Origin of the sequence: Pseudactinotalea sp. HY158 (genome assembly GCF_009660225.1) — a bacterium.
Taxonomy (GTDB): domain Bacteria; phylum Actinomycetota; class Actinomycetes; order Actinomycetales; family Beutenbergiaceae; genus HY158.
In genome coordinates this window covers 3,621,312-3,644,586 of sequence record NZ_CP045920.1, presented here as the reverse complement: position 1 = coordinate 3,644,586, position 23,275 = coordinate 3,621,312, and the positions used below count along the sequence as shown (strand labels likewise).

Genomic DNA, 23,275 nt, shown 5'->3' with positions numbered 1-23,275 from the left:
CGGCCACCCTCCGGGCCCGGCGCGCGTGAGCCGAGGCGATGATGAGACCGATCTCGCCGCCCGCCGCCCGACACCGGATGCAGCATCCCCGGCCCGGCGTGGCCGTCGATGTCCCAACGACATGCGCATCCCATCGTTTCACGTGGAACACGGGAACGTCGGTCCTGCACCGTAGACTGAGCGCAGCCACACAAAGGGAGAAGCGGGTGACCATATCGAGCGAGGAAGACCGACGTCGCGCTCTCATTGATGCGATTCCACAGGCGGACGAGAGCACGCCGCTGGCGGCACAGCTGGCCGAAGACGCTCGACGCCGCATCACCCTCTCCGGACAGCGCTTCCCAGCGCCGGAGCAGACTCGTGTCTTCACGATCGCGAACCAGAAGGGCGGCGTCGGGAAGACGACGACCTCCGTCAACCTGGCGGCGGCCCTCGCCACGGCAGGCCTCCAGGTGCTGGTGATCGACAACGATCCGCAGGGGAACGCCTCGACGGCGCTCGACATCGATCACCCCTCGGGAACGCCCTCCACCTACGACGTCCTCATCAACGACGCGCCGATGGCCGAGGTCGTCCAGAGACATGAGCACATCGACAACCTCCACGTGGTGCCGTCCACGATCGACCTCTCCGGCGCCGAGATCGAACTCGTCTCCCTCGTCGCCCGGGAGAACAGGCTGCGGAACGCACTCGCCGAGTACCTGCGCCACCGCTCCCGCATGGGGGAGCCACGCCTCGACTATGTATTCATCGACTGCCCGCCGAGCCTCGGACTGCTCACGGTCAACGCCTTCGTTGCCGCCCGTGAGGTGCTCATCCCGATCCAGACCGAGTACTACGCACTCGAGGGTTTGAGCCAACTCCTCAACAATATCGCCCTGATCCAGGCGCATCTCAACCCCGCACTGCACGTCTCGACGATCATCCTCACGATGTACGACGGTCGCACGAACCTCGCTCGCCAGGTCGTCGAGGAGGTGCGTGAGCACTTCCCGGGCGAGACGCTCCACGCGACCATCCCGCGATCGGTTCGGATCTCCGAGGCGCCGGGCCACGGCCAGACGGTGCTCACCTACGACCCCGGATCCACGGGAGCTCTCGCGTACCTCGAGGCTGCCCGTGAGATCTGCCGGCGCTCGCACCCGCGAACGCCCGCCGGCGGCGCGCCGCACCCCACCGAAGGAGAAGCTCATGAGTGAACGCCGCAAGGCTCTCGGACGTGGCCTCGGCGCCCTCATCCCGACGGCGGGAGAACGGTCCTCCCAGGGCCGTCCGGTCGACGTGTTCTTCCCGGCGGCCCACCCGTATCCAACAGGCCCAGCGGAGCCGGCAGACGCAGTGGACGCAGCGGACCCAGCAGAGGCAGCGGACGCAGCGGACCCGACGGAACCGGCGGCCGCCACGGACCGGGCGGACCCGGCGGACCCGGCGGAGGTGGACCGGGCGAACCGGGCGAAGGTGGACCCGGCGACGGCGGACCGGGCGGACCAGGCGGTGAACGACGCGGGCACGACGGGCCCCGCCCCCGAGGTCGCAGGACGGGTCGCAGGTCAGGCCGCAGGTCAGCGCGCAGGGGGCCCGATTCAGCGCGGGGAACCCACCGACACGACCGACCTCCGTGCCGTAGGGCCCGGCGGCATCGCCACCGAAGCCCGTCGCGCTGCGACCGAGGGGGCCCTGGAGACCGGCGAGGACGCACTCACTGCTCTCGATGGGCAGGTCGCCGCATCGAGTGGCAAGCCCGGTGACGCCGAGGATGTGGACGGGGCCCTGCGGCCCGTTCCGGGTGCGACCTTCGCCCGAATCCCCATCGACGACATCGCACCGAACCGGGCACAGCCACGCACGGTCTTCGCCGAGGAGGAGCTCGTCGAGCTGTCGGCCTCGATCGCGGAGGTCGGCGTGCTCCAGCCGATCGTCGTGCGTCCCCGGCCCGATCCGCAGGACGGGGACGCCCCCTACGAACTCATCATGGGCGAGCGACGCTGGCGGGCCGCCCGTGAGGCCGGGCTGCCGGACATCCCGGCGATCGTCCGCTCGACCACCGACGACGACCTCCTCCGAGACGCCCTGCTCGAGAACCTCCATCGGGTCCAGCTCAACCCACTCGAGGAGGCGGCCGCCTACCGGCAGCTGCTCGACGACTTCGGGTGCACCCACGAGGAGCTGTCGACCAGGATCGCCCGCTCCCGCCCCCAGATCTCCAATACGCTGCGGCTGCTGCGGCTTCCGCCGCTCGTGCAGCGCCGTGTCGCCGCGGGCGTCCTCTCCGCGGGCCACGCCCGTGCACTCCTCGGCCTGACGAATATGGCCGCGATGGAGCGCCTCGCGCAACGGATCGTGGCCGAGGGATTGAGCGTGCGTGCGACGGAGGAGGCGGTCGCCCTCGGCGAGGATCACGCGGAACCGGCGCGCCGTCGTCCTCGCGCGGGGGGGAGCAGCCCCGCCCTGGAGGATCTCGCCTCGCGCCTGGCCGACCGGCTCGACACGAAGGTCAAGGTCAACCTAGGGCAGCGCAAAGGCCGGATCTCGATCGAGTTCGCGTCGGTTCAAGACCTCAATCGGATCCTCGGTACCCTCGCACCGGAGGACCCGGGGATCTTCCGGGCCCCGGACGCGAGCGAGGCATAGCACCGCTCCGTGGAGCTCGGAACGGACACGACGGCCGGGCCACCCGATGCGGGTGGCCCGGCCGTCGTCGCGGGGGCCCGAGCGGGACGATCAGCCCAGGTAGGGCTCCAGTTCGGCGATGAGCTTCTTCTTCGGCTTGGCACCGATGATCGTGCCGGCGACCTCGCCACCCACGTAGACGTTCATCGTGGGGATCGAGATGACGCCGTACTTGCCGGCCGTGGCGGGATTCTCGTCGACGTTGAGCTTGAGGATGGTCAGGGAGTCCGCGTACTCGGCCGCCAACTCCTCGAGGATGGGTGCGATCTGGAGGCAGGGGCCGCACCAGGGCGCCCAGAAGTCGACGAGCACGGGCCCGGGAGCCGCGAGCACGTCCTGGTCGAAGGTGGCGTCGGTCGTTGCACCGAGAGTCATGAGATTCCTTCCGTGGCGAGCAGCGAGGCATCCGCCTCGGTCAGTGGGGGGTGATCGAGGGCGGCGAGGAACCGCTCCGCGTCCAGGGCCGCGGCACAGCCCGTGCCCGCGGCCGTGATGGCCTGGCGGTACTGGTCGTCGACGACGTCCCCGGCGGCGAACACGCCGGGCAGGTTCGTGCGGGTCGAGGGGTGGTCCACCGTGACGTAGCCCGCGGGGCTCAGGTCCACCTGACCCTGCACGAGCTCGGTGCGCGGCAGGTGCCCGATGGCCACGAACAGGCCGGTCGCATCGAGGTCGCGCTCGGAACCGTCCACCGTGTCACGCAGGCGCACACCGCTCACCTTCTCCTCCCCGTGGATCGCGACGATCTCGCTGTTCCACGCGAAGGAGATCTTGGGGTCGTTCAACGCCCGCTCCGCCATGATCTTGGACGCCCGCAGCTCGTCGCGGCGGTGCACCACGGTGACGGACTCGCCGAATCGGGCGAGGAAGAGGGCCTCCTCCATGGCGGAGTCGCCACCGCCGGCGACGAGGATCGGCTGGTCCTTGAAGAAGAAGCCGTCGCACGTCGCACACCAGCTCACCCCGCGCCCGGACAGCCTCTTCTCGTCGGGCAGGCCGAGCTCCTTATAGGCCGATCCCATGGCGAGGATGACCGCGCGGGCGCGGATCTCCTCCTCGTCGGTGCGGATGACCTTGATCGGGCCGGCGAGATCGACGGACACGACGTCGTCATAACGGATGTCGGCCCCGAAACGCTCGGCCTGCTCCCGCATCTTCTCCATGAGGTCGGGTCCCATGATCCCGGTGGGAAATCCCGGGAAGTTCTCGACGTCGGTCGTGTTCATGAGGGCGCCGCCGGCGGTGATCGAGCCCGCGTACACCACCGGGTCCAGGCCGGCGCGAGCCGCATAGACCGCGGCGGTGTAGCCGGTGGGTCCGGAGCCGATGATGACGACGTTGCGAACGGTATCGGTCACTGTGAATTCCTTGCAGTCGGAAGGAGGGTCTGTCAGGGAGAACGACGGCGGGGCCCGCGGTGTTCCCCGGGGGTCAGCGCACCTGGACCTCGGCCAGTTCGATGCGGTTGCGCCCGTCGCTGTCGGCGACGGGAAGTTCGGTGAACCACAGGGAGATCGAATCGGTCTCCACGGGAGTGTCGAAGTCGAACACCGTCTCGGGACCGACCGGCCCCTCGGCCAACACGGTGCCCTCGTTCGGGGCGTCGGCGGAGGCGGCGCGGATCTGCACGTTCCCGCCCTTGCCCAGCACGTCGACGACGACCTCACTCACGGAGCTCGTACGGTCCAGTTCGACCGTGTAACCGAGCCCGGCCTTCATCCCGTAGGTCGGGCTGTTGTATCGGAGCGAGCGCCAGAAGGTGGAGCGGTCGTTGTCGTAGGCGTAATAGGCCAGGTCTTGGTTCTCCCCACCGGAGGCGGTCGGGTCGAACGTCACGCCGTCGACGATCCGGATCGGCTCAGCGGAGGAGGGGGACGGGGTGGTGGTCGGCAACGCTCCCGGCGCCGTCGCCCCCTCGCTCGGCTCCTCGCTCTGGCCCAGGGGCCAGGTGGGCGCCGGATCGGGTTCGGACGGGCCCGCGAACGGGTCGCGCAACGCGTTGATCGCCAGCACCACCCCGAAGACCAGCACGGCGAGCATGACGAGCAGGATGACTCCGCTCGACCGATGCCAGGGCCTGGACGGCGTGGCCTCGCCTGGGGTGTCGCGCGTTGCCGGGCTCGTGGGCCGGCCCGCGCGGGTGGCGGGGCCGTCGATGGTCGTCGGCGCCCCCGAGGCTCCCGAGGCCGGAGCCGACGAGCCGGGTACGGACGAGCCGGGTACGGACGAGCCGGGTACGGACGAGCCGGGTACGGACGAGACGGGCGCGAAATGACGGGTCGGCGCGGGACCGAGGCTCGAGACGCCCTCCTGCGGCCCCGGAGCGCCCCCGGTCCCGGCTGCCGACGGCGCGGCGGCTCCACCCCGTGCCCGGCCACCGGCGGCCTCGCCGCGCACGGACGAACGCGCAGGGACGCCCGCGGGCAGGTCCCAGCCGCCCGCGCCGGCAGGCTGCCCGGCGGCCTGGGTGGTTCGGGCGGCCTGTGTGGCCTGGGTGACCCGTGTGGTTCGGGTGGCCTGGTTGGCCTGGTTGGCCTGGTTGGCCCGTGTGGCCTGGTTGGCCTGGTTGGGCCGGGTGGCTTGGTTGGGCCGGTTGGCACGGCCGGACGGTTCGGCAGGTTCGGACGGCTCGGCAGGCTCAGCACGACCCTCCGATGCGCCTGTCGTGCCCGCGGAGCCCCTTGTTCCGACAGAGCCCGCAGAGCCCGTAGAGCCTGCGGAGCCCGCTGTGCCGGCCGGGCCCATGGTGCTCACAGTGCCCGGGCCGCGTCGACCGCCGGCTGCCGGGGCGAGGTCGTCGGCGGGCCCGCCGCCCGGAGCCGCGACCGAGGCGGTGTGGGTGCGGGGCCCGGCGTGTCGCGCGGGAACCGCACGCCCCGAGTCGTCGGCCTCGGCCGCATCGTCGCCCGCGAGGAGCTGATCGAAGGGCCGGTCGCCGGTGGCCGCGCCGGTCGGGTCGAGCTGCGGCACCCAGCGATCACCCGTGCGCGGGTGATCGCCGGGCACGTCGGGCTGGTCGGGCACCCCGGTGGGAACGGCGGCGAACTCCCCGGTCTGCGGATCCTCGGCGATGATCGTGCCGGCCGGGGCCACGGGAGCGGGCGAGGCCGCGCCCGGAGCCTCAATGCCCGGACGCTCAGGGCCGGTGATACCGCCACTGCTGTCGGTTCCGTCGGTACCGTCGGTACCAGTGGGGCCGTCGGTACCAGTGGGGCCGCCGATGCTGTCGGCGCCGCCACGAGCCTGGTTGCTGCCGGCCAGAACGGTGCTCGGGCCATCCTGCTCGCCGTGCTCAGCGAGCTCAGCGAGCTCAGTGTGCTCAGCGTGCCCTGCGCCGCCTGCGCCGCCTGCGCCGCCCGAGCCGCCGGCGCCGCCAGAGTCACTCGAGCCGCCCGGGCCACTGGGGCTACTGGAGCCGCCCGAGCTGCGGGGACGCGGAAGTGCGGGGGGAGCCGGGGGGATCTGCGGCCAGGGAGCGAGTTCCTCGGCCACCGCGCCGGCGGTGAACGGGCCGTCTCCGTGCGGGCTGAACGTCACGGCGCACAGGGTGTCGAGTTCGGTGGGCACCTCGACGAGGTCGCCCAGCGGCGTCGGGATCCCCCCGGGTGTCGCCGCGACGGGCAGCGAACCCGCCCGGTCGGCCTCCCCGGGCCACGTGGCGGTGAGCGCGGCGTAGAGGAGCCGCACGAGGGCGACGGCGTCGGTCCGTGAATTCGCCACGGCATCCCCGGCGGTGATCCCGAGGCCGGCGCGCGCGAATCCGAGGCCGAGCACGCGGACCTGCCCTGTCGTGGTCACGCCGATCGAGGCCGGGCCGAGTGCGAGGTGATGGACCCCCCGTCGGCGCGCCGTCGCGAGGGCGGCGGCGGCCTCCCCGATGATCGCGCGGGCGTGGTCGACTTGGAGGGGACCATCGGCGAGCAGGTGGTCGAGACGAGAGCCGTCGAAGCACTCCGTGATCACGAACGCCCGGGTTCCGCCCTCGACGGGACTCGTGCCCACCCGGTGCACCCGGGGCAGCCGCGGATCGGTCACGAGGGCCGAGCGTCGCGCCGCGTTGAGCGCCTCCTCCTGATGACCCGGGGGAAGGAAGACGATCCGCACGTCCCGCGCGAGGATCTCGTCCTCCGCCAGCCAACCGGGCAGGGCCGAGCCGGCCTCGGCCTCGATCAGGCGGTACCGTTCGGCGATCACGTCACCAGGGCTGGGCGGGGGAAGGGTCACCGGTACACGTGCTCCTTGATCCGACTGGGGCGAGCGAGCCCCTCTGGGCCCGACGCCCATCGTACGCAACATTGCGGCCCCGGGCAGGCGCGAGAACACCGGCCCCAGGCGGCGGCCGAGGGGAGCGAGCACCCGGCCCACCCGGTCGAGCAGGGCCTGCAGCTCCCCGACCTGCAGCCGCTGCACGCACAGGAGGTAGAGGACCGCCATGAGGGTGCCGATGACGGCCACGCGGGCCACGGCCCCCGGGAACGAGGCCTGCGCCCCCCAGACCCACAGCAGCCCCCAGCCGGCCGCGACCGCGGGGATGACCGCGAGCACGAGGCGCAGGTGCGTCCGGAGCACGCGGGCGCCGTCCAGACTCGGAAGCTTGCGCCGGAGCGCGAGATAGGCCACGAGCGCACCGAAGCCGTTCGAGACCGTCGTCGCGACGGCCGTGCCGACCACCCACCACTCCGGCTCGAGCAGCCACAGCGAGACGCCGCAGCCGAGCACGACGAGGAGCATCATCGGGATCTGGATCCGGAACAGCGAGCGGGTGTCCTCGTAGGCGTAGTACACCCGTTGGATCATCGTCCACGCCCCGATCGCCACGAGCCCGGCGGCGAAGGCCGCGACGATGTGACCGATCCAGCGCTGCTCCGCCCACGTGATCTGGCCGGCCGTGATCGCCGTGACGACGGGGATCGCGAGCACCATGAGCGCCGCGGTGGCGAACACGGTGAACACCGCGAGGGTCCGCAGCCCGAACGAGAGGTCGTCGCGGACCTTGGCCGCGGCACCCGCCGCCGCGTGATGGGACAGGCGGGTGAAGATGGCCGTGACGAGTGAGACGGTGATGAGCGACTGCGGGAGCATGAAGATCATGAACGCCGTGTCGTAGGAGCCGTTGCCCGGCAGGTTCGGGGAACCCGGCGGGACCTCCGTCGCGCCGGCCGCCATCGCCAGGTTGGAGATCGCCACGTAGCCGATCTGGCCGACCCCGAGGGCGGCGAAGGCCCACATCGCCACGCGGCTCGTGTTGCCCATGCCGACGCCCCGGAAGCGGAAGTCCGGCCGGTAGCGGAAGCCGCTGCGCCACAGCGGGATCACGAGCACGAGCGCCTGGGCGACCACCCCGAGCGTGGCCGTGCCGGCGAAGAGCAGCACACGTTCGGTGGTCCAGTCCTCGGGAACGTGTCCCGCCCCGGCGGAGTAGTGGCCGTAGATGACCAGGTACGCGCTCAGGCCGGCGATCGCGACCACGTTGTTGAGCACCGGCGCCCACATGTACGGCCCGAAGTTCCCGCGGGCGTTGAGCACCTGACCGAGCAGCGTGTACAAGCCGTAGAAGAACAGCTGCGGCATGCACAGGTAGGCGAAGGCGAGGGCGATCGGGCGCCACTGCGGATCGATCGAACCCGCATAGATCGTCAGCAGCACGGTCGCGCCGGCGGTGAGCAGGGCCGTGACCGCCAGCAGGGCGGTGCCCGCGAGGGTGAGCAGCCGGTTGACGAACGCGGTGCCGTCGCCGGAGCGCATGGCGCGCACGATCTGCGGCACGAGGATCGCGTTGAGAACGCCCCCGGCGATGAGCATGTAGATGATGTTCGGCAGCTTGTTCGCCACCGAGAACGCGTTCGCGGCCCCGCCGACCGAGGCGATCGCCGCGAGCAGGAGGATGCCGCGCACGAGCCCGAGGAGCCGCGAGACGAGGGTGCCGCTCGCCATCGCCGCCGCGGACCCGGCCAGACCGGACTTGCTCATGTGGATCTACCCCTCCCGGCGGCGGCGGCCGCGGCGAATCGTGCGCACGAGCCCGAACAGGAACAGTGCGAGGAGGCCTGCCGCCACGATCGCCGTGCCCGTGTCCTCCCAGTCGGCCCGGACCCGGATCGAGAAGCTGATCGGCTCGGCCACGTCGTGCCCCTGCGCATCGAGCACGTGGACGCTCACCCGGACGTTCCCGTTGGCCACCGCGTGAACGGGCACCCGGACGGTGGCGGCCGCCTCGGCCGGGAGCCGGCCCGACACGCGCTCGTCGGCGCGCAGCCGGGCGTCGCCGGGCTCGAGGCGCACCTCGACGGTCACGGCCTGCGGCAGGGAGTTGGCGATCGTGATCGGCACCTCGCCACCGCGGGAGATGAGGTTGATCGTGCTCGGGGTCTCCACGGTGATCGCGCTCGTGAGCCGCATCGCCCGCTCGTGCACCCCGGCGATGAGCTCCGTGCGGCGGGGTGGATCCTCGCGCCAGGAGGCCGCGGCCGCGCCGAGCAGCTCCGGCAGGTAGCCACCGCTGAAGGACGCCGGATCGTCCGTGAGGGCGGCGATCGTCAGCACCCGATCGGCGTCCGCCGCGAGGGTGGCGATCTCCGCCGCGGTCAGCGCGCCCGCCGTGTCCACGGACGGCTCCGGGGCGGCGGTCGTGCCGTCGGGGCGCAGGCTCAGCGGCGTCTCGGTCTGATCGGTGAGGTCACGCGGGGTGAACCACGGCAGTTCCGCGAGGCCCGTGAGGTTCTCGGCCGCGCGGACAGCCTGGTCGGTGCTCAGGGCTCGCGGCAGCGTGAGCACGATCGGCACCTCCGGGGTGGCACGCACCGCGAGGGCACTGCGTGCGATGAGCTCCCGCTCGTCCTCCTCGGTGTGCGCGGTGAGAATCCCGGCGCTCAACGTGTAATTTCCGGTGAGGGAGGCCAGGTCGAGGCCCGGCGTGCTCGTGTAGGCCGAGGTGGACGTGCGGGTCGGGGTGCGCAGGATCTCGTCGTGTTCGGCCGCGAGGGCCTGCCGGGTGGGCTCGGACAGCTCCACGGCCGGCCACACGGTGCGGGGGATCGTGGCGAGGCCGGCCGCCTCGAACAGCGCGGCCGCGCGGTCGCCGCCGTGAGTCAGGAGGCGTTCACCGGCGACGGTGCCCTCGCCCAGGAGGGCCTCGTAGTCCGGGGCGCCGTAGCCGAGGTCGATCACCGGGCGGCCGGCGGCCACCTCGGTGACGGCCGCGGCGATCGCGGCCACCTCGAGTTCGGGCGGGGCGGGCGTCCCGGCCGGTGAGGTCGCGTCGGGGGCCGGCTCGGCAGACCCTGAGGATTCTGAGGGTTCTGTGGGTTCCGACGGGTTCGAGCCGGCGTCGGTGCTCACGTCCGTGGTGGACACCGCCACGGATTCGAGCAGCACCGGGTCGACCGCCCACGTCACCGGCGCGTCGTGCAGGGCACCGGTGACACCGCGGAGCCGTTCGGAGCTCGCCGCCGCGAGGGTGGTGTCGGACTCGAGCGCCCGGGACCATTCGCCGACGGTCGGCTGGAGCGGCGCGAGCGCGGTGAACGAGGCCGGGCTGCCCTCCGGGGCGTGGCTGGGGAACCAGGTCATGACCGACCGCGTGCCGGCATCGCCGAGGTTGGTCTCCGCCACGATCTCCACGCCGTGGGGGCCCCAGGTGGAGCCCTCGGTGAAGGGCGACTCGCCCTCGCCGAGCGTGACCTCGAACCGGGCGCGATCGTCGTCGGGATCGGAGAGGCGCAGGCGCGCGATCACCGCGATATTGGTGTTCGACTCGCCGTCGAGCCACCGGCTCAGGCCGTCGTCCGTGGGCACGTGGCGCTGCATCCGGACCCACACGACGGCCGACGTGAGCTCGTCGTCGGTGTTGTTGACGATGCGGCCCGAGAACGACAGCTCGTCGCCGGGGCGGATGACGGCCGGGGTGATCGCATCGAGCTCGACCTCGATCGGCGCCTCCCCAGCGGGATCGTCCGGGTCGCCGGGGCCGCCCGGGTCGCCCGGGTCGCCCGGGTCGAGTGGGGCCACGTGGTCGAGCGGCGGGGCGGCGTGGTTCGTCGGCGGGGCGGCCGCGGCGGGCGCGCACAGGAGGGCGAGCACCCCGATGAGGGCACCGCCGAGCCAGGACCGCACGGGTGTGGAACCGCTCACGACCGGCCGGTGAGCAGGTCCCGGGCGGTGGCCACGACCCGCCGCTCGTTGGGATAGGCGAGCCTCGCGGCGACGTCGGTCAGCGGGATCCAGGCGGCCTCCTCGGCCTCCTGGTCCGGATCCAGCTCGGTGGTGAGGGTCCCCCCGACGGCCGCGAGCAGGTAGTGGTGGACCACCTTGTGAACCCGCCGGTTCGTGCCGGCGAACCAATAGTCGATCGTCGCCAGATGGCGCAGCACCTCGGCGTGGATCCCCGTCTCCTCGGCCACTTCCCGGATCGCCGCCTCCTCGGCGGTCTCCTCCCCCTCGAGGTGGCCCTTCGGCAGGCACCACTCGAGCCGCCCCGCCCGGTTCCGGCGCGCGATGACCGCCGCGAACCCCTCCCCGTCCTCGACCTTGACCACGACGCCGCCCGCGGAGGTCTCGTCGACGATCGGCAGCGTCGAGACCGCACGCCGGCGCGGCGGCACCGGGATCGGACTTCGCACCGGGGGTCCCGGGGTGGGCAGGGGGGCAGACATGGAAACACTGTAACGAGCCCACCCGATGATCGGGTGGACGTGGCTACGGAAGGGGGCTGCGTCGTCCATAGGCGTGGGCGTCGACCGCGCCCACCGGGCGCGATGTCACGCAGATTACGCCGCTGACCGGGGCGCCGCCCACCCATCGCGCGCGCGGGCATGGCACGCTTGGGGGTTGTGTCCGATAAGCGATCCCCCGCCGAGCGACCCGCCTCCGCCGAGGCCGCCACGTTGCTGCTTTCCGCCCTCCGCGTCTTCGCCGACTACTCGCCGGAGGTGCTCGATCTGGGACGACGTTTCGCCGCCGCCGGTCATGAGCTCGCCCTGGTCGGTGGTCCCGTCCGCGACGCCTTCCTCGGCCGCCGCTCGGGCGACCTCGACTTCGCCACCTCGGCCCGCCCGGAGGAGACCGAGGCGATCCTCGCCCACTGGGCGCACACGCATTGGGACATCGGGCGCGAGTTCGGCACGATCGGCGCGCGCAAGGGCGATGTGATCGTCGAGGTGACGACGTATCGCACCGAGGCGTACGACCCCGACTCCCGCAAGCCCGAGGTCGTCTACGGGGACACGCTCGCCGGCGACCTCTCGCGGCGCGACTTCACCGTGAACGCGATGGCGGTGCGGCTGCCGGACCTCGAGTTCGTCGACCCCTTCGGCGGGCTCGACGACCTCGCCGCGAAGGTGCTGCGCACGCCCGCCGGTGCCGACCAGTCCTTCGACGACGACCCGCTGCGGATGATGCGCGCGGCCCGATTCGTGGCCCAGCTCGGCTTCGAGGTGACCGAGGACGTCATGACCGCGATGTCGGCGATGGCCGAGCGGCTCGAGATCGTCTCGGCGGAGCGGGTGCAGGCCGAACTGGTCAAGCTGCTCGTGGCCGCCCATCCGCGCAGCGGGCTCGAACTCATGGTCTACACCGGGCTGGCCGGGGTGGTGCTGCCGGAGCTGCCCGGAATGCAGTTGACCATCGACGAGCACCACCGGCACAAGGACGTCTACGAGCACACCCTCACCGTGCTCGACCAGGCGATCGACCTCGAGACCGGGCCGGCGGGGGCGGTGCCCGGGCCGGACCTGGTGCTGCGGCTCGCGGCGATCCTGCACGACGTGGGCAAGCCGGCGACCCGGCGGCACGAGCCCGGCGGGGGCGTGAGCTTCCACCACCACGAGGTCGTCGGCGCCAAGCTCGCGACGAAGCGGCTCAAGGCGCTGCGCTTCGACAAGGCGACCATCGCCGCCGTCTCCAAGCTCGTGTTCCTGCACCTGCGGTTCCACGGCTACGGGGAGGCGCGCTGGAGCGACGCGGCCGTGCGCCGCTACGTGACCGACGCCGGCGAGCAGCTCGAGCGGCTGCACCGGCTCACCCGCGCCGACTGCACCACCCGCAACCAGCGCAAGGCCGCCCGGCTCTCCCACGCCTACGACGACCTCGAGGGGCGCATCGCCGCGCTCGCCGAGCAGGAGGAGCTCGACGCGATCCGCCCGGATCTCGACGGGAACCAGATCATGGAGATCCTCGGCCTCGAACCCGGCCGGGCCGTCGGCCAGGCCTACCAGCACCTGCTCGCGCTGCGGATGGAGCACGGGCCGCTCGCGCCCGAGGCCGCGATCGCCGCGCTGCGGCAGTGGTGGGCCGAACAGCAGGACTGACCGGTCGGCTCGCGCGGGCGATCCGCCCGGACGGCGGTCTCAGCGCTCCGGAATCGCCGCCGGCCGGTCGTGGGTGCGGCGGGTGCCGAGACCATAGCCGGTCGCGATGAGCACGTACAGCCCGGCGAGCGGCAGGAAGGTCGCCCGCGACCAGCCCGTGTCGGGCAGCGCGAGCGCCGCGACGGCGGCGGCACCGGTGAACGCCGCGTTGTAGAACGTGTCGTAGAGGGTGAAGGCCCGGCCGCGGAACCGGTCGTGGGTATCGCGTTGGACGATCGTGTCGACGGCGATCTTCGCCCCCTGGGTCGAGAGCCCGAGCAGGAGCGCGGCCACGGCGATGACGGCGATCGTGGGGGTGGTGGCGATGAGCAGCTGGCTGACGATCCCGACGCCGAGGCACGTGATCACCCAGGCCGAGGGGCGCAGGAACTGGTGCGCGATCGGGGTGGCCACGATCGCCAGTCCGCCGCCGGCGAAGGAGATGCCCGAGAGGAGGCCGAACATGGCCAGGCCCGCGCTCGCGTCGCCCGGATCCACGAGCAGGTTGCGGGAGATGAGGATGAGCGCGATGAAGTTGACCCCGTAGATGAACCGGTGGGCGGCCATCGCCCCGAGCGCGAGTGCCGGGGTGCGCCGGGCCACGAGATAGCGGGCCCCGTCGACCAGGTCCCGCGTGGTCGCGCCGAGCTGGCCGAGCACGGACAGTTCGGTGGCGGACCGGTCGGGGCCGAGCTCCCCGCGGTGCAGGCGCATCGCCGCGACCACGGCCGCGAGCATGAACGCCGCGGTGACGAGGAGGACCGTGGCGTCGTGCCAGGGTCCCGTGGGGGTGACGAGGTTGATCACCACCCCGAGGCCCGCTCCGGCGACCGCCGAGGCCCCGCCGAGGGTGGGGGTGAGGGAGTTGGCGATGAGGAGCTGATCGGCCGGGACCACCCGCGGCAGCCCGGCCGACAGTGCCGCGAGCAGGAACCGGTTCGTGGCCAGCGTGAGCAGGGCGAGCACGTAGATCGCGGGGCCGATCCCGCTCGTGACCATGATCGCGGCGATCGCCAGGGTGAGCACCACCCGCACCGAGTTCCCGATCGCGAGCACCTGCCGGCGGCTCCAGCGGTCGAGCAGCGGCCCGGCGAACGGGCCCACGATCGTGAACGGCAGCAGCATGACGGCGAAGGCCCCGGCCACCTGCGTGGCGGTGGCGAGGTTCTGCGGCGAGAAGAAGAACAGCGCGGCCAGGCCGATCTGGAACATGCCGTCGCCGCACTGGGAGAGCAGGCGCACGGTGAAGAGCTTGCGGAACCCCGCGTGCTGCACGAGCACCCGCAGATCGGCGACGATGCCCGTGCTGCGCCGGCGCACCGGGCCGGTGGACTCGGCCGACTCGGTGGGCTCGGAGGGCTGATCGCTCACGCGCCGAGACTACCCGGTGAGCCCCGCCGCCCCGGTGCCCCGGCTGGCCCGTCGACCAGGGTGAATCCTGCACTCCTGTCGTCGACCAGGGTGGATCCCGCACTCGTCTCGTCGACCAGGGTGGAATCGCCGGAACCGTCGCCGATACCCGGGATTCCGCCCTGGTCGATGAGGGGAGGGGGCGGAATGAGGTGAGCGGCGATGGTCGCCGATCGATCGTGGGGCGGGGATGTCCACAAGCGTGCCCAGGATGCGCTGCTGCCCACAGGGTGGGCCGGTCGTCGATGCAGGATGAGGCTTGATGCCGTGTCCTGGGGGGATGACGAATACGGTTCCTCCGGAGGTGTTCCTCCTCGCCTGCTCCCAGGCGAATCTCGTGAGCACGCGCCAACTCCGCGCTCACGGGGTGAGTGAGCAGCATGTAGCCACCCGGGTTCGGCGCCGGGACTGGATCCGCGTGACGAACGGGGTCTACGACCTGAGATGTTCACCCGTCGAGCCGCACGACCACGACCATCGGCGCCGCCGTGCCGCGTGGATCGGATTGCTGTCCCATCCGCTGGCGGTGGCCGTCGGGAACTGTGCGCTCATGCTCCACGGAATCGAGGGTCTCCCGCGAAGGATCGAGCCCGAGATCATCCTGCCCGCCGGCCACACGACCGGTAGCGCGGGGGTGCGGGTGCGGCAGTTCCGTCGGCCGGGCAACGTCGTGAAATTCCGAGGCCAGTGGATCGCCGAGCCGATCACCGCACTCGTCCAGGCGCTCCCGGAACTGCCCCGGGCGAATGCCTTGGCGGTGCTCGATTCAGCACTCCACCGAGAGATCATCACGAGCACCGACTTGGCTCGGATCGAGCGGCTCCTCACGGGGCGCCGAGGTGTCAGGGCGTTGCGGCCACTTCTCGGGCTCGCGGACGGGCGCGCCGAATCTCCGATGGAGAGCACCGCGCGGCTCGCGAGTATCGATGCGGGGCTACCGCGCCCTCTGGTGCAGCTGCGGCTGCACGACGAGTCGGGTCGCCTCATCGCCCGCGGTGACCTCGGATGGGCCAAACGCACGAGCGGCTACGTGTTGACCGAGATCGACAGTCGCGAGTTCCACGACACCGCGGAGGCCCTCTTCTACGACCGGGCCCGACAGAACGCGATCGTGTTGAGCGGGGACCACACCCCGTTGCGCTTCCTCGCCCGCGACGTGTACGACGGGACGTTCGTGCGGGATGTCCGTCGCGCCCTCATACGGTAGTTCGTCCATCCAGGGGTCGGCCGGGCGATCGGATCGTCCGTGGACCCGGCGGGACGCATTCGCCGGCTGGTCCGGTCCCACAGCCGTCGACCAGGGTGAAATCCCGGAAATCAGCCGTGATCCCCGGGATTCCGCCCTGGTCGGCGGGGTGAGTGGGGGTTTGGCCCTGGTCGGCGGGGTGAGTGGGGGTTCGACCCTGGTCGGCGGGGTGAGTGGGGGTTTGGCCCTGGTCGGCGGGGTGAGCCGGGGTTTGGCCCTGCTCGTCGTCGTGAATGGGGATTTGGCCCTGGTCGGCGGGAGATGCGTGGCCCGGCGGCCCGGCGGCCCGACGGCAGGTCGACGACCGACGTCGTTATTGTGAGCCACTCAAAATAAATGCTATGGTGACGGCATGACAGATCATCCGGACCACGAGGCGGGCGAGCGCGACGCCGCCCGGTGGCGGGATGCGCTGCATGCCCAGGGCAAGCGGGTCACGAAGCAGCGGCTCGCCGTGCTCGCGGCCGCCCACGACCTGCCGCACGCGACCGCGGAGGCCCTGACCGCGCGGGTCCGGGAGCAGCTTCCGGACATCACGGCCCAGTCCGTCTACATCGTGCTCACCGACCTGACCGACGGGGGTCTGCTGCGCAAGCTCCACACCCCCGGCAACCCCGCGCGCTATGAGACCCGCGTGGGAGACAACCACCACCACATCATGTGCGTCGACTGCGGCCGCGTGAGCGATGTGGCCTGCGTGGTCGGGCACGCCCCGTGCCTCACCCCGGACGAGGACGGCGGCATGCGCCTCCTGGCCGCGGACGTGCTGTTCCAGGGGCTGTGCGCCGACTGCCAGGCGATCCGGGAGCGCGAGGGGCGCCCCCTCGATCTCGCCCCGGAGCGCGGGCCGGCCGCACCCGCCCGGGGCTGACCCGCCGGCCCGGACGCCGCTACGGGGGGCGGGCTGCGTCGTCCACACGCGCCGGCCGCGCCCCGGCGGCCACCCCAGACTCACCCGTGACTTCCAGACATCATCAGGATCCGAAGAGAACGAAGGAGAACCTCCATGGCTCATCCGACCACGACGACCGCCGGTGCCCCCGTCGGCAGCGACGCCCACTCCCTCTCCGTGGGGCCCGAGGGCCCCATCGCACTGCACGACGTGCACGTGGTGGAGAAGCTCGCGCAGTTCAACCGCGAGCGGGTGCCCGAGCGGGTCGTGCACGCCAAGGGCGCCGGCGCGTTGGGAACGTTCGTGACCACCGGCGACGTGTCCGCCTACACGCGGGCCGCGCTCTTCCAGCCCGGTGCCCGGACCGACCTGGCGATCCGCTTCTCCACGGTCGCCGGCGAGCAGGGCAGTCCCGACACGTGGCGCGACCCCCGCGGCTTCGCGATCAAGTTCTACACCTCCGAGGGCAACTACGACCTCGTCGGCAACAACACCCCGATCTTCTTCATCCGCGATGGCATCAAGTTCCCCGACTTCATCCACTCGCAGAAGCGGCTCCCCGGTTCGGGCCTGCGCAGCAACGACATGCAGTGGGACTTCTGGACCCTCTCGCCCGAGAGCGCGCACCAGGTGACCTGGCTCATGGGCGACCGCGGCCTGCCGAAGACCTGGCGCCACATGGACGGCTTCGGCTCGCACACGTACCAGTGGATCAACGCCGACGGCGAGCGGTTCTGGGTGAAGTACCACTTCAAGACCGCCCAGGGCAACGAGTTCCTCAGCCAGGACGAGGCCGACCGCATCGCCGGGGAGGACTCCGACTACCACCGCCGCGACCTGTACGAGGCGATCGAGCGGGGCGAGCACCCCAGCTGGACCCTGAGCGTGCAGATCATGCCGTATGAGGACGCGAAGGACTACCGGTTCAACCCCTTCGACGTGACGAAGGTCTGGCCGCACGCGGACTACCCGCTCCTCGAGGTCGGCACGATGACCCTGGACCGGAACCCGTCGAACTTCTTCGCCGAGATCGAGCAGCTCGCCACCTCCCCGGGCAACTTCGTGCCGGGCATCGCGGCCAGCCCCGACAAGATGCTGCTCACGCGGATCTTCTCCTACCCGGACGCGCAGCGGTACCGCGTGGGCACGAACTACAACCAGCTGCCCGTCAACGCCCCGAAGGCGCCGGTGCACAGCTACACCCAGGACGGGGCCATGCGCGCCGCCACGAACTCCCCGGCCACGCCGGTCTACGCCCCGAACTCGTTCGGTGGACCGGTGGCCGACCCCGTCGCCGCGGGCGAGGGCACCTGGGAGAGTGACGGCGCGCTCGTGCGGGCCGCCCACAGCCTCCACGCGGAGGACGGCGACTTCGTGCAGGCCGGCAACCTCGTGCGCACCGTGCTCGACGACGACGCCCGCGAGCGTCTCGCAGGCAACATCGCCGGGCATGTGGCCGGCGTCGTCTCGGACGAGATCCGCGAGCGTGCCTTCGGCTACTGGGAGAACGTCGACCTCGACCTCGGCGCCCGCGTGCGCAAGGCGGTCGACCAGCTCCGCCAGGGCTGACGCCCATCTGGACCCTCGGCTGGGGATGAGGACCGGGCGGGCCGCGCGCATGTGCGCGGCCCGCCCGGTCGCATGCCGGGCCGACCTGAACCCGGGCCGACCTGAACCCGGGCGGGCTCAACTGAGCACCGTCAGCCGAGCACCGGGCCGGTCGCCAGGCCCCGCTCGGAGGCGGCCTTGTGCACGGCGTCGATCACCAGCCGCAGCGACGTGCGCTGGGTGGGGGTGCGCCGGTAGGCGACGGACACGGTGCGGGAGGCGGGCTCGGCCAGCGCCACGATGTCGACCCCGTCCGGCACCAGCCCGAGCGCCAGATCCGAGACGAGCGTGACCCCGAGTCCGCCGGCGACCATCGCCAGCGACGTCGACTGCTCCTGCGCCTCGTGCACGATCCGCGGATCGAAGCCGACCTCCTGGCAGGCGATCCGCACGGCCTTGCCGAAGTGTGATCGGGGCCCGGCGAGGATCCAGGGCTGCTCCGCGAGGGCGTGCAGCGGGATCGAGTCGTCGGGGAAGAGCCCGGCCGGCACGGCCGCGTGCAGGCGCTCGACCGCCACGACCTCCCGCGCGAGCGCCGGATCCCACGGCATCGGATACGTCGAGTAGTCGATGACGAACGAGAAGTCGAGATCGCCCTCGCGGACGGCGGCGGCGCTCTGCTCCGGTGGGAGGTCGACCGTGCGCACCTCGATCCCCGGGTAGGTGGCGGCGAGCGCGCTCAGCGCCCCGGGCAGGAGCCCGGACGCGACCGAGGCCCACACCCCGGCCGTGAGTCGGGCGGTCACCCCCTCCTGCGCGCGTTCGAGCGCGACGGCCACCCGCTCGGCCGAGGCGAGGATCTCCTCGGCATGCTCCACGAGCACCATCCCCAGATCCGTCAGCTGCACGCGCCGGCCCTGCCGCTCGAAGAGTCGCACCCCCACCTCCCGTTCGAGCTGCGCCAGCTGCTGGGAGACCGCCGACGGGCTGTAGTGCAGCGCGGTCGCCGCGGCCGTGACGGTGCCGCGGCGGGAGAGCTCCCGCAGCATCCGCAGCCGCCGCAACGACAGTTCCATCCCGCCATCGTAGGGACCTTCGCCCGCAATATTCAGGAAAACTGCACACCACCGTGCAGGTTCCGTAACTGGATCTTTCCGCATCCAGGGCGCATGGTGGAAGGACCAGGCCCTGAGCGGCCGTTGTTGTCGTCGGCGATTCGGCGTCATCCGGATCAGCGGCGATCCACGGCGGCGGGGTCCACGGTCGGCCGCGCCGAACTAACCACGATGGAGGTGGATTTGCGATGACCACGCTACACGAACCGGTGAATGGATCGAACGTATCGGTCCCCGGGGCCCCGAGGGTGGTGCATAGCGATCGCCGCCCGGAGGCCGGTGAACCGCTGCGCCGCCTCACCTGGACCGATCCGGTCACCGGGGCCCGAGGGTACCTCGTGGTGCACACACTCGTCTCCGGCCTGGCCACCGGTGGCACGCGGATGCGACCCGGCTGCACGCTCTCGGAAGTCGAGGATCTCGCCCGCGGCATGGCGCTGAAGACCGCGGCCTTCGGGCTGCCCGTCGGCGGGGCCAAGGGAGGCATCGACTTCGACCCGAAGGATCCCCGGGCACTCGACGTGCTGTCGCGGTTCTGCCGACACATGCGTCCCTGGCTCGATGCGCACTGGGTCACGGCCGAGGATCTCGGTGTCACCCAGCCGCACCTCGACGCAGTGTTCGCGCGACTCGGGCTCGGGCAGTCCTTCCACGCCGCGATCCGGCGCTCCTGGAACGAGCAGCGCACCCTGGCACGGGTCCAGGACGGCCTGCATGCCACGACCGCCGACGACCGGCTGGTGGCCGACGTCATCGGCGGGCACGGCGTGGCGCAGGCCTGCCTCGGTGCGGCCCGCGCCTGGAACTGGCGCACGGGTGCCACGACCGTCGCCGTTCAGGGGGTCGGCACCATGGGCGGCGGCACCGCCTGGTACCTCCACGAGGCCGGGATGAAGGTGGTGGCGATCGCCGACGCCGCCGGCACCCTCTATCGGAGCGGCGGACTCGACATCCCCGCGCTGCTCGACCTCCGGGACGACTACGCGGAGATCGATCGGACCCGCCTGCCCGCCGACGTCGAGTGCCTCCCCCGGGACGCGGTGATCGCCACGGACGCCGACATCCTCGTGCCGGCCGCCGTCTCGTATGCGATCCGGCCCGGCAACGTCGCCGACATCAAGGCGATGGTCGTGGTCGAGGCCGCGAACGCCGCCACCACCGACGAGGCCGAGGCGATGCTCACCGACCGCGGAATCCCCGTTCTGCCGGACTTCGTGGTGAACGCGGGCTCGGCCGCGTGGGCGTGGTGGCTGCTGCTCGGCCACGTCGGGGCCGACCCGGCCGACTCCTTCGACCGGCTGCGCACCGAGATGCAGGCGAAGGTCGCGCTCATGGTTCGCGAATGGACGACGGCACGCGCCCGTCCGCGTGAGACCGCCTGGGCGTTCGCCGCGGCCAACGCCCGCGCGCTCGCGGACGAGATCATCACGATCCCGTAGTGCCACGGGTGAGGCGGGAGCGGCTGTGGCCCGGGCGCCTGCCCGGCGGGCCGGGCCTCAGGTCGACCGCTTGACCTCGAGCCGGGCGGTGGCGTCCGCCAGGTGGGCCGCGAGGAGCGCCGTGACGTGCTCCGGCGGCTCGGTGCGGATCGCCTCCCGCAGTTCCTCGTGCTCGCGGACCTGAGTGCCGAGGTCGGCATACGTGGAGGATAGCTCGCCCAGGCACAGCCGGGTCTCGACGAGGAGGGTGCGCATGGCCCGCGCGAGCCGGGGGCTTCCCGCCACCTCGACGAGCGCCTCGTGGAAGGCCTGATCCCCGTCCGAGACCCCGGCCCCGTCGTCGGCGGCCGCGGCCGTGCGCATCGCCTCGACACTCGCTGCGAGGGCGGCGTGGGCGGCGTCGCGGCGGTCGTGCAGGATCAGGTCGAGGGCCGCCTGCTCGATCGTGCCGCGGGTGCGGTAGACGTCGATCATGTCGGCGAGCGTCAGCCGGCTCACGAACACGCCCCGGTTGGCGATCGCGTGCAGGATGCCCTCCGAGACGAGACGCTGCATCGCCTCGCGCAACGGCCCGCGGGAGACCCCGAACCGGGTCGCGAGCTCCGCCTCCCCCAGCTGGGCCCCCGGTTCGAGCCGGCCCGAGGCGATCGCCGCGCGCAGTTCGCCGGCGATGTGATCCACGGTCGAGACCCGCCGCGCCGGGGCGAGCTCAACCGTTCCCATGAGCCCGCTCCGTGCGAGCGGCGAACAGTGCGCCCAGGCCGCGCGCCACGGGTGCCTCGCGGCGCGGATCGGCGAGCCGCAGCCCCTCCCAGATCGTCACCTGGTTGGCCGTGAGCACGGGCTTGCCGAGCCGGGCCTCGAGTTCGCCGACGACGCCGAGGGTGCGCATCGCGGTATCGGGGACCAGGAGCGCCTCGGCATCCCGGTGGTCACGGGCGAGGGCGAGGGCGATGACGCGCTCGCGGCTCAGCGTGCCGACCTCCGCGGCCGTGTCGATCCCGGCCCCGGCGGCGGCGACGATCTCGATCCCCGCGGCCGTCAGGTAGTCCACGAAGAGGGCCGCGACGTCGTCGGGATAGCTCGCCGCGACCGCGACCCGGCTCACGCCGAGGGAGGCGGCCGCCGTGACGAACGCGAGTGAGGTGCTCGAGGCGGGGACCCCCGCCGCCGCGGCCAGCTCCTCGACCTGCCGGAGCGCACCCTGCGGCCCGTAGACGAAGCTGCCCGACGTGCACGCCCACATGATCGAGTCGAGTCCGTGGGATGAGAGTTCGGCGGCGCCGCCGGCGAGCTTGTCGGGGCTGCCCAGGTCGAGCAGCTCCGGCACCGCGTGCAGGTCGGTGCCGTAGATGTGGGCCACGGGCAGGTGCACGCCCAGCAGCCGCTCCCCGAGGGGATAGTCGTCCTCGGCCGCGTGATCGGGATAGATCATGCCCGCGGTCAGGGCCGGTCGGGGCCGCCGGGAGCCGTGTGCCTCCTCGGCCGTTCGGGCCGCCGGGTCCGAGTGGCCTGGTGGGGGTGTAGGCGCCGGGGGATCCGAGGGTAGGTGGGTCTCCCGGGCAGCGCGGGCCTCTCGGGCCGCCAGGGCCTCGTGGGTCGGGTCGATCATGGTGTGGGGCCTCCTCTCCGAGTCCGGTCGTCGATCCGGGTGAGAGTCGCGCCGGGATCGACCGACAGGTCCTCGGTGGGCGGGGTGGACGGGGGCACAGCCGGTTCGGGCGGCAGGGCCGGCGGGTCGATCCCCTCCTGGAACACGCCGCGCAGCCACCTGCCCGGTCCGACCATCGGCAGTCCGAGCCGGCCCAGGCAGGCCCAGACCGTCAGTTGATTCGCGGTGAGGACCGGCTTGCCGAGCCGGCGTTCGAGCGGGCTGATGATGTCGTAGGTGGGCAGATTCGTGCAGGAGACGAAGATCGCCTGCGACCCCGGGCAGTCGGCGGCCATGATGAGTTCGGCGACCGTGCGGTAGTTGACCTTCCAGATCCCGCCGCCCAGGCCGAGGTAGTTCGAGCGCAGCACTTCGACGCCCGCCTCGCCGAGGAAGGTCACGAGCCGATCCGTCAGCTCCGCGTCGTAGGGGGTGATGACCGAGATCCGGGTGAGCCCGAGTCGTCGGACCGCCTCGACGAGCGCACCCGAGGTGGTCACCGCGGCCGGCGCCCCGGCGGCGAGGATCGACTCCCGCAGCTGCGCCTCGTAGGCGAGACCGTGGATGAAGCTGCCGGAGCTGCACAGGTAGGCCACGACCTCGGGCTCGACCCCGAGCACGTCTCGGGTCGCGGCCTGCAGCGCCGCCCGCCCGGAGACCAGTTCGGCCATCTCCAGGCTCACGGGCACCGGCTCGTACGGGGTGCGGGCGAGGTGGAAGCTCACCTCGAGCGGGGCCCAGCGCCACAACTCCCGCTCGAGCGCCAGGTCGAAGGGCGCGATGACGCCGATACCCCGCTGGGTCACGGGACCTTCGAACTCGGCACCGACGAGGTCGGTCGACTCCATGAGCACCACCGCCGATCGCAAGATTGTTGACAATCTAGGCGGGGCGCTTCTACGTTGTCAATATGCCGAATAAGCCGGTTGTCGCGATCCTTCACGACGGGCGTCCGCCGCCG

General features: G+C 72.0%; 17 protein-coding genes. 7 read left to right on the top strand and 10 right to left on the bottom strand.

Going from position 1 to position 23,275, the window contains the following annotated elements; all coding sequences use genetic code 11:
* Positions 1 to 206: 206 nt before the first annotated feature.
* Together GCE65_RS16055 and GCE65_RS16050 are read left to right on the top strand one after the other, a co-directional pair.
* Positions 207 to 1,199 carry a ParA family protein gene (locus tag GCE65_RS16055; protein ID WP_305071546.1) on the top strand — a complete coding sequence of 331 codons (993 nt, stop codon included), beginning with the start codon at positions 207 to 209 and terminating at the stop codon, positions 1,197 to 1,199.
* On the top strand, positions 1,192 to 2,631 hold the full coding sequence (locus GCE65_RS16050; protein ID WP_153879083.1) for a ParB/RepB/Spo0J family partition protein: 1,440 nt from the start codon (positions 1,192 to 1,194) through the stop codon (positions 2,629 to 2,631). The genes GCE65_RS16055 and GCE65_RS16050 overlap by 8 nt, the downstream gene beginning before the upstream one ends.
* A gap of 90 nt (positions 2,632 to 2,721) precedes the next feature.
* Here the strand turns inward: GCE65_RS16050 and trxA are convergent, their stop codons facing one another.
* The 5 genes from trxA to GCE65_RS16025 all read right to left on the bottom strand — a co-directional run bounded on the left by trxA (position 2,722) and on the right by GCE65_RS16025 (position 11,321).
* On the bottom strand, positions 2,722 to 3,045 hold the full coding sequence (gene trxA / locus GCE65_RS16045; protein ID WP_152910034.1) for a thioredoxin: 324 nt from the start codon (positions 3,043 to 3,045) through the stop codon (positions 2,722 to 2,724).
* Positions 3,042 to 4,028, bottom strand: a complete 987-nt coding sequence (trxB, locus tag GCE65_RS16040; protein WP_153879082.1) for a thioredoxin-disulfide reductase — start codon at positions 4,026 to 4,028, stop codon at positions 3,042 to 3,044. Before trxB ends, trxA begins: the two co-directional genes overlap by 4 nt.
* A gap of 73 nt (positions 4,029 to 4,101) precedes the next feature.
* Positions 4,102 to 8,640 carry a murein biosynthesis integral membrane protein MurJ gene (gene murJ, locus GCE65_RS16910; RefSeq protein ID WP_153879081.1) on the bottom strand — a complete coding sequence of 1,513 codons (4,539 nt, stop codon included), beginning with the start codon at positions 8,638 to 8,640 and terminating at the stop codon, positions 4,102 to 4,104.
* Positions 8,641 to 8,646: 6 nt separating this feature from the next.
* A complete protein-coding gene (locus GCE65_RS16030; protein ID WP_153879080.1) occupies positions 8,647 to 10,800 on the bottom strand; it encodes a DUF6049 family protein in 2,154 nt (717 codons plus the stop codon).
* Positions 10,797 to 11,321 (bottom strand): NUDIX hydrolase, encoded by a 525-nt coding sequence (locus GCE65_RS16025; protein WP_152910037.1) that lies wholly within the window; start codon positions 11,319 to 11,321, stop codon positions 10,797 to 10,799. Before GCE65_RS16025 ends, GCE65_RS16030 begins: the two co-directional genes overlap by 4 nt.
* 159 nt (positions 11,322 to 11,480) lie before the next feature.
* Here GCE65_RS16025 and GCE65_RS16020 point away from each other — a divergent pair, with 159 nt between their 5' ends.
* Positions 11,481 to 12,974 (top strand): CCA tRNA nucleotidyltransferase, encoded by a 1,494-nt coding sequence (locus GCE65_RS16020; protein WP_153879079.1) that lies wholly within the window; start codon positions 11,481 to 11,483, stop codon positions 12,972 to 12,974.
* A 39-nt stretch (positions 12,975 to 13,013) separates the two neighbouring features.
* On the opposite strand, the gene GCE65_RS16015 is transcribed toward GCE65_RS16020, so the two are convergent.
* On the bottom strand, positions 13,014 to 14,384 hold the full coding sequence (locus tag GCE65_RS16015) for an MFS transporter (RefSeq protein ID WP_228760019.1): 1,371 nt from the start codon (positions 14,382 to 14,384) through the stop codon (positions 13,014 to 13,016).
* A 319-nt stretch (positions 14,385 to 14,703) separates the two neighbouring features.
* On the opposite strand from GCE65_RS16015, the gene GCE65_RS16010 reads away from it, so the two are divergent.
* The 3 genes from GCE65_RS16010 to GCE65_RS16000 all read left to right on the top strand — a co-directional run bounded on the left by GCE65_RS16010 (position 14,704) and on the right by GCE65_RS16000 (position 18,130).
* Positions 14,704 to 15,630, top strand: a complete 927-nt coding sequence (locus GCE65_RS16010) for a type IV toxin-antitoxin system AbiEi family antitoxin domain-containing protein (RefSeq protein WP_153879078.1) — start codon at positions 14,704 to 14,706, stop codon at positions 15,628 to 15,630.
* 391 nt (positions 15,631 to 16,021) lie between these two features.
* Positions 16,022 to 16,540, top strand: a complete 519-nt coding sequence (locus GCE65_RS16005; protein WP_152910040.1) for a Fur family transcriptional regulator — start codon at positions 16,022 to 16,024, stop codon at positions 16,538 to 16,540.
* Between the two features lie 135 nt (positions 16,541 to 16,675).
* A complete protein-coding gene (locus GCE65_RS16000) occupies positions 16,676 to 18,130 on the top strand; it encodes a catalase (RefSeq protein ID WP_153879077.1) in 1,455 nt (484 codons plus the stop codon).
* 131 nt (positions 18,131 to 18,261) lie between these two features.
* Here the strand turns inward: GCE65_RS16000 and GCE65_RS15995 are convergent, their stop codons facing one another.
* Positions 18,262 to 19,185, bottom strand: a complete 924-nt coding sequence (locus GCE65_RS15995; RefSeq protein WP_153879076.1) for a LysR family transcriptional regulator — start codon at positions 19,183 to 19,185, stop codon at positions 18,262 to 18,264.
* A gap of 287 nt (positions 19,186 to 19,472) precedes the next feature.
* Here GCE65_RS15995 and GCE65_RS15990 point away from each other — a divergent pair, with 287 nt between their 5' ends.
* Positions 19,473 to 20,663, top strand: a complete 1,191-nt coding sequence (locus tag GCE65_RS15990; RefSeq protein WP_228760018.1) for a Glu/Leu/Phe/Val dehydrogenase — start codon at positions 19,473 to 19,475, stop codon at positions 20,661 to 20,663.
* 57 nt (positions 20,664 to 20,720) lie between these two features.
* On the opposite strand, the gene GCE65_RS15985 is transcribed toward GCE65_RS15990, so the two are convergent.
* Genes GCE65_RS15985 through GCE65_RS15975 form a run of 3 tightly spaced genes read right to left on the bottom strand, consistent with a single transcriptional unit; the run spans position 20,721 to position 23,162 of the window.
* Complete coding sequence (locus GCE65_RS15985; protein WP_153879074.1) at positions 20,721 to 21,386, bottom strand: GntR family transcriptional regulator; 666 nt, start codon at positions 21,384 to 21,386, stop codon at positions 20,721 to 20,723.
* Positions 21,373 to 22,275, bottom strand: coding sequence for a maleate cis-trans isomerase (locus tag GCE65_RS15980; RefSeq protein ID WP_228760017.1), 903 nt, complete (start codon positions 22,273 to 22,275; stop codon positions 21,373 to 21,375). Before GCE65_RS15980 ends, GCE65_RS15985 begins: the two co-directional genes overlap by 14 nt.
* Positions 22,272 to 23,162, bottom strand: coding sequence for an Asp/Glu/hydantoin racemase (locus GCE65_RS15975; protein ID WP_194928752.1), 891 nt, complete (start codon positions 23,160 to 23,162; stop codon positions 22,272 to 22,274). Before GCE65_RS15975 ends, GCE65_RS15980 begins: the two co-directional genes overlap by 4 nt.
* Positions 23,163 to 23,275 lie beyond the last annotated feature (113 nt).

Coding starts and splice junctions, on each gene's coding strand:
- GCE65_RS16050 (WP_153879083.1), top strand. CDS start 1,192: ATGAGTGAACGCCGCAAGGCTCTCGGACGTGGCCTCGGCGCCCTCATC.
- trxA (WP_152910034.1), bottom strand. CDS start 3,045: ATGACTCTCGGTGCAACGACCGACGCCACCTTCGACCAGGACGTGCTC.
- murJ (WP_153879081.1), bottom strand. CDS start 8,640: ATGAGCAAGTCCGGTCTGGCCGGGTCCGCGGCGGCGATGGCGAGCGGC.
- GCE65_RS16025 (WP_152910037.1), bottom strand. CDS start 11,321: ATGTCTGCCCCCCTGCCCACCCCGGGACCCCCGGTGCGAAGTCCGATC.
- GCE65_RS16020 (WP_153879079.1), top strand. CDS start 11,481: ATGGCACGCTTGGGGGTTGTGTCCGATAAGCGATCCCCCGCCGAGCGA.
- GCE65_RS16010 (WP_153879078.1), top strand. CDS start 14,704: ATGACGAATACGGTTCCTCCGGAGGTGTTCCTCCTCGCCTGCTCCCAG.
- GCE65_RS16005 (WP_152910040.1), top strand. CDS start 16,022: ATGACAGATCATCCGGACCACGAGGCGGGCGAGCGCGACGCCGCCCGG.
- GCE65_RS16000 (WP_153879077.1), top strand. CDS start 16,676: ATGGCTCATCCGACCACGACGACCGCCGGTGCCCCCGTCGGCAGCGAC.
- GCE65_RS15995 (WP_153879076.1), bottom strand. CDS start 19,185: ATGGAACTGTCGTTGCGGCGGCTGCGGATGCTGCGGGAGCTCTCCCGC.
- GCE65_RS15985 (WP_153879074.1), bottom strand. CDS start 21,386: ATGGGAACGGTTGAGCTCGCCCCGGCGCGGCGGGTCTCGACCGTGGAT.
- GCE65_RS15980 (WP_228760017.1), bottom strand. CDS start 22,275: ATGATCGACCCGACCCACGAGGCCCTGGCGGCCCGAGAGGCCCGCGCT.
- GCE65_RS15975 (WP_194928752.1), bottom strand. CDS start 23,162: ATGGAGTCGACCGACCTCGTCGGTGCCGAGTTCGAAGGTCCCGTGACC.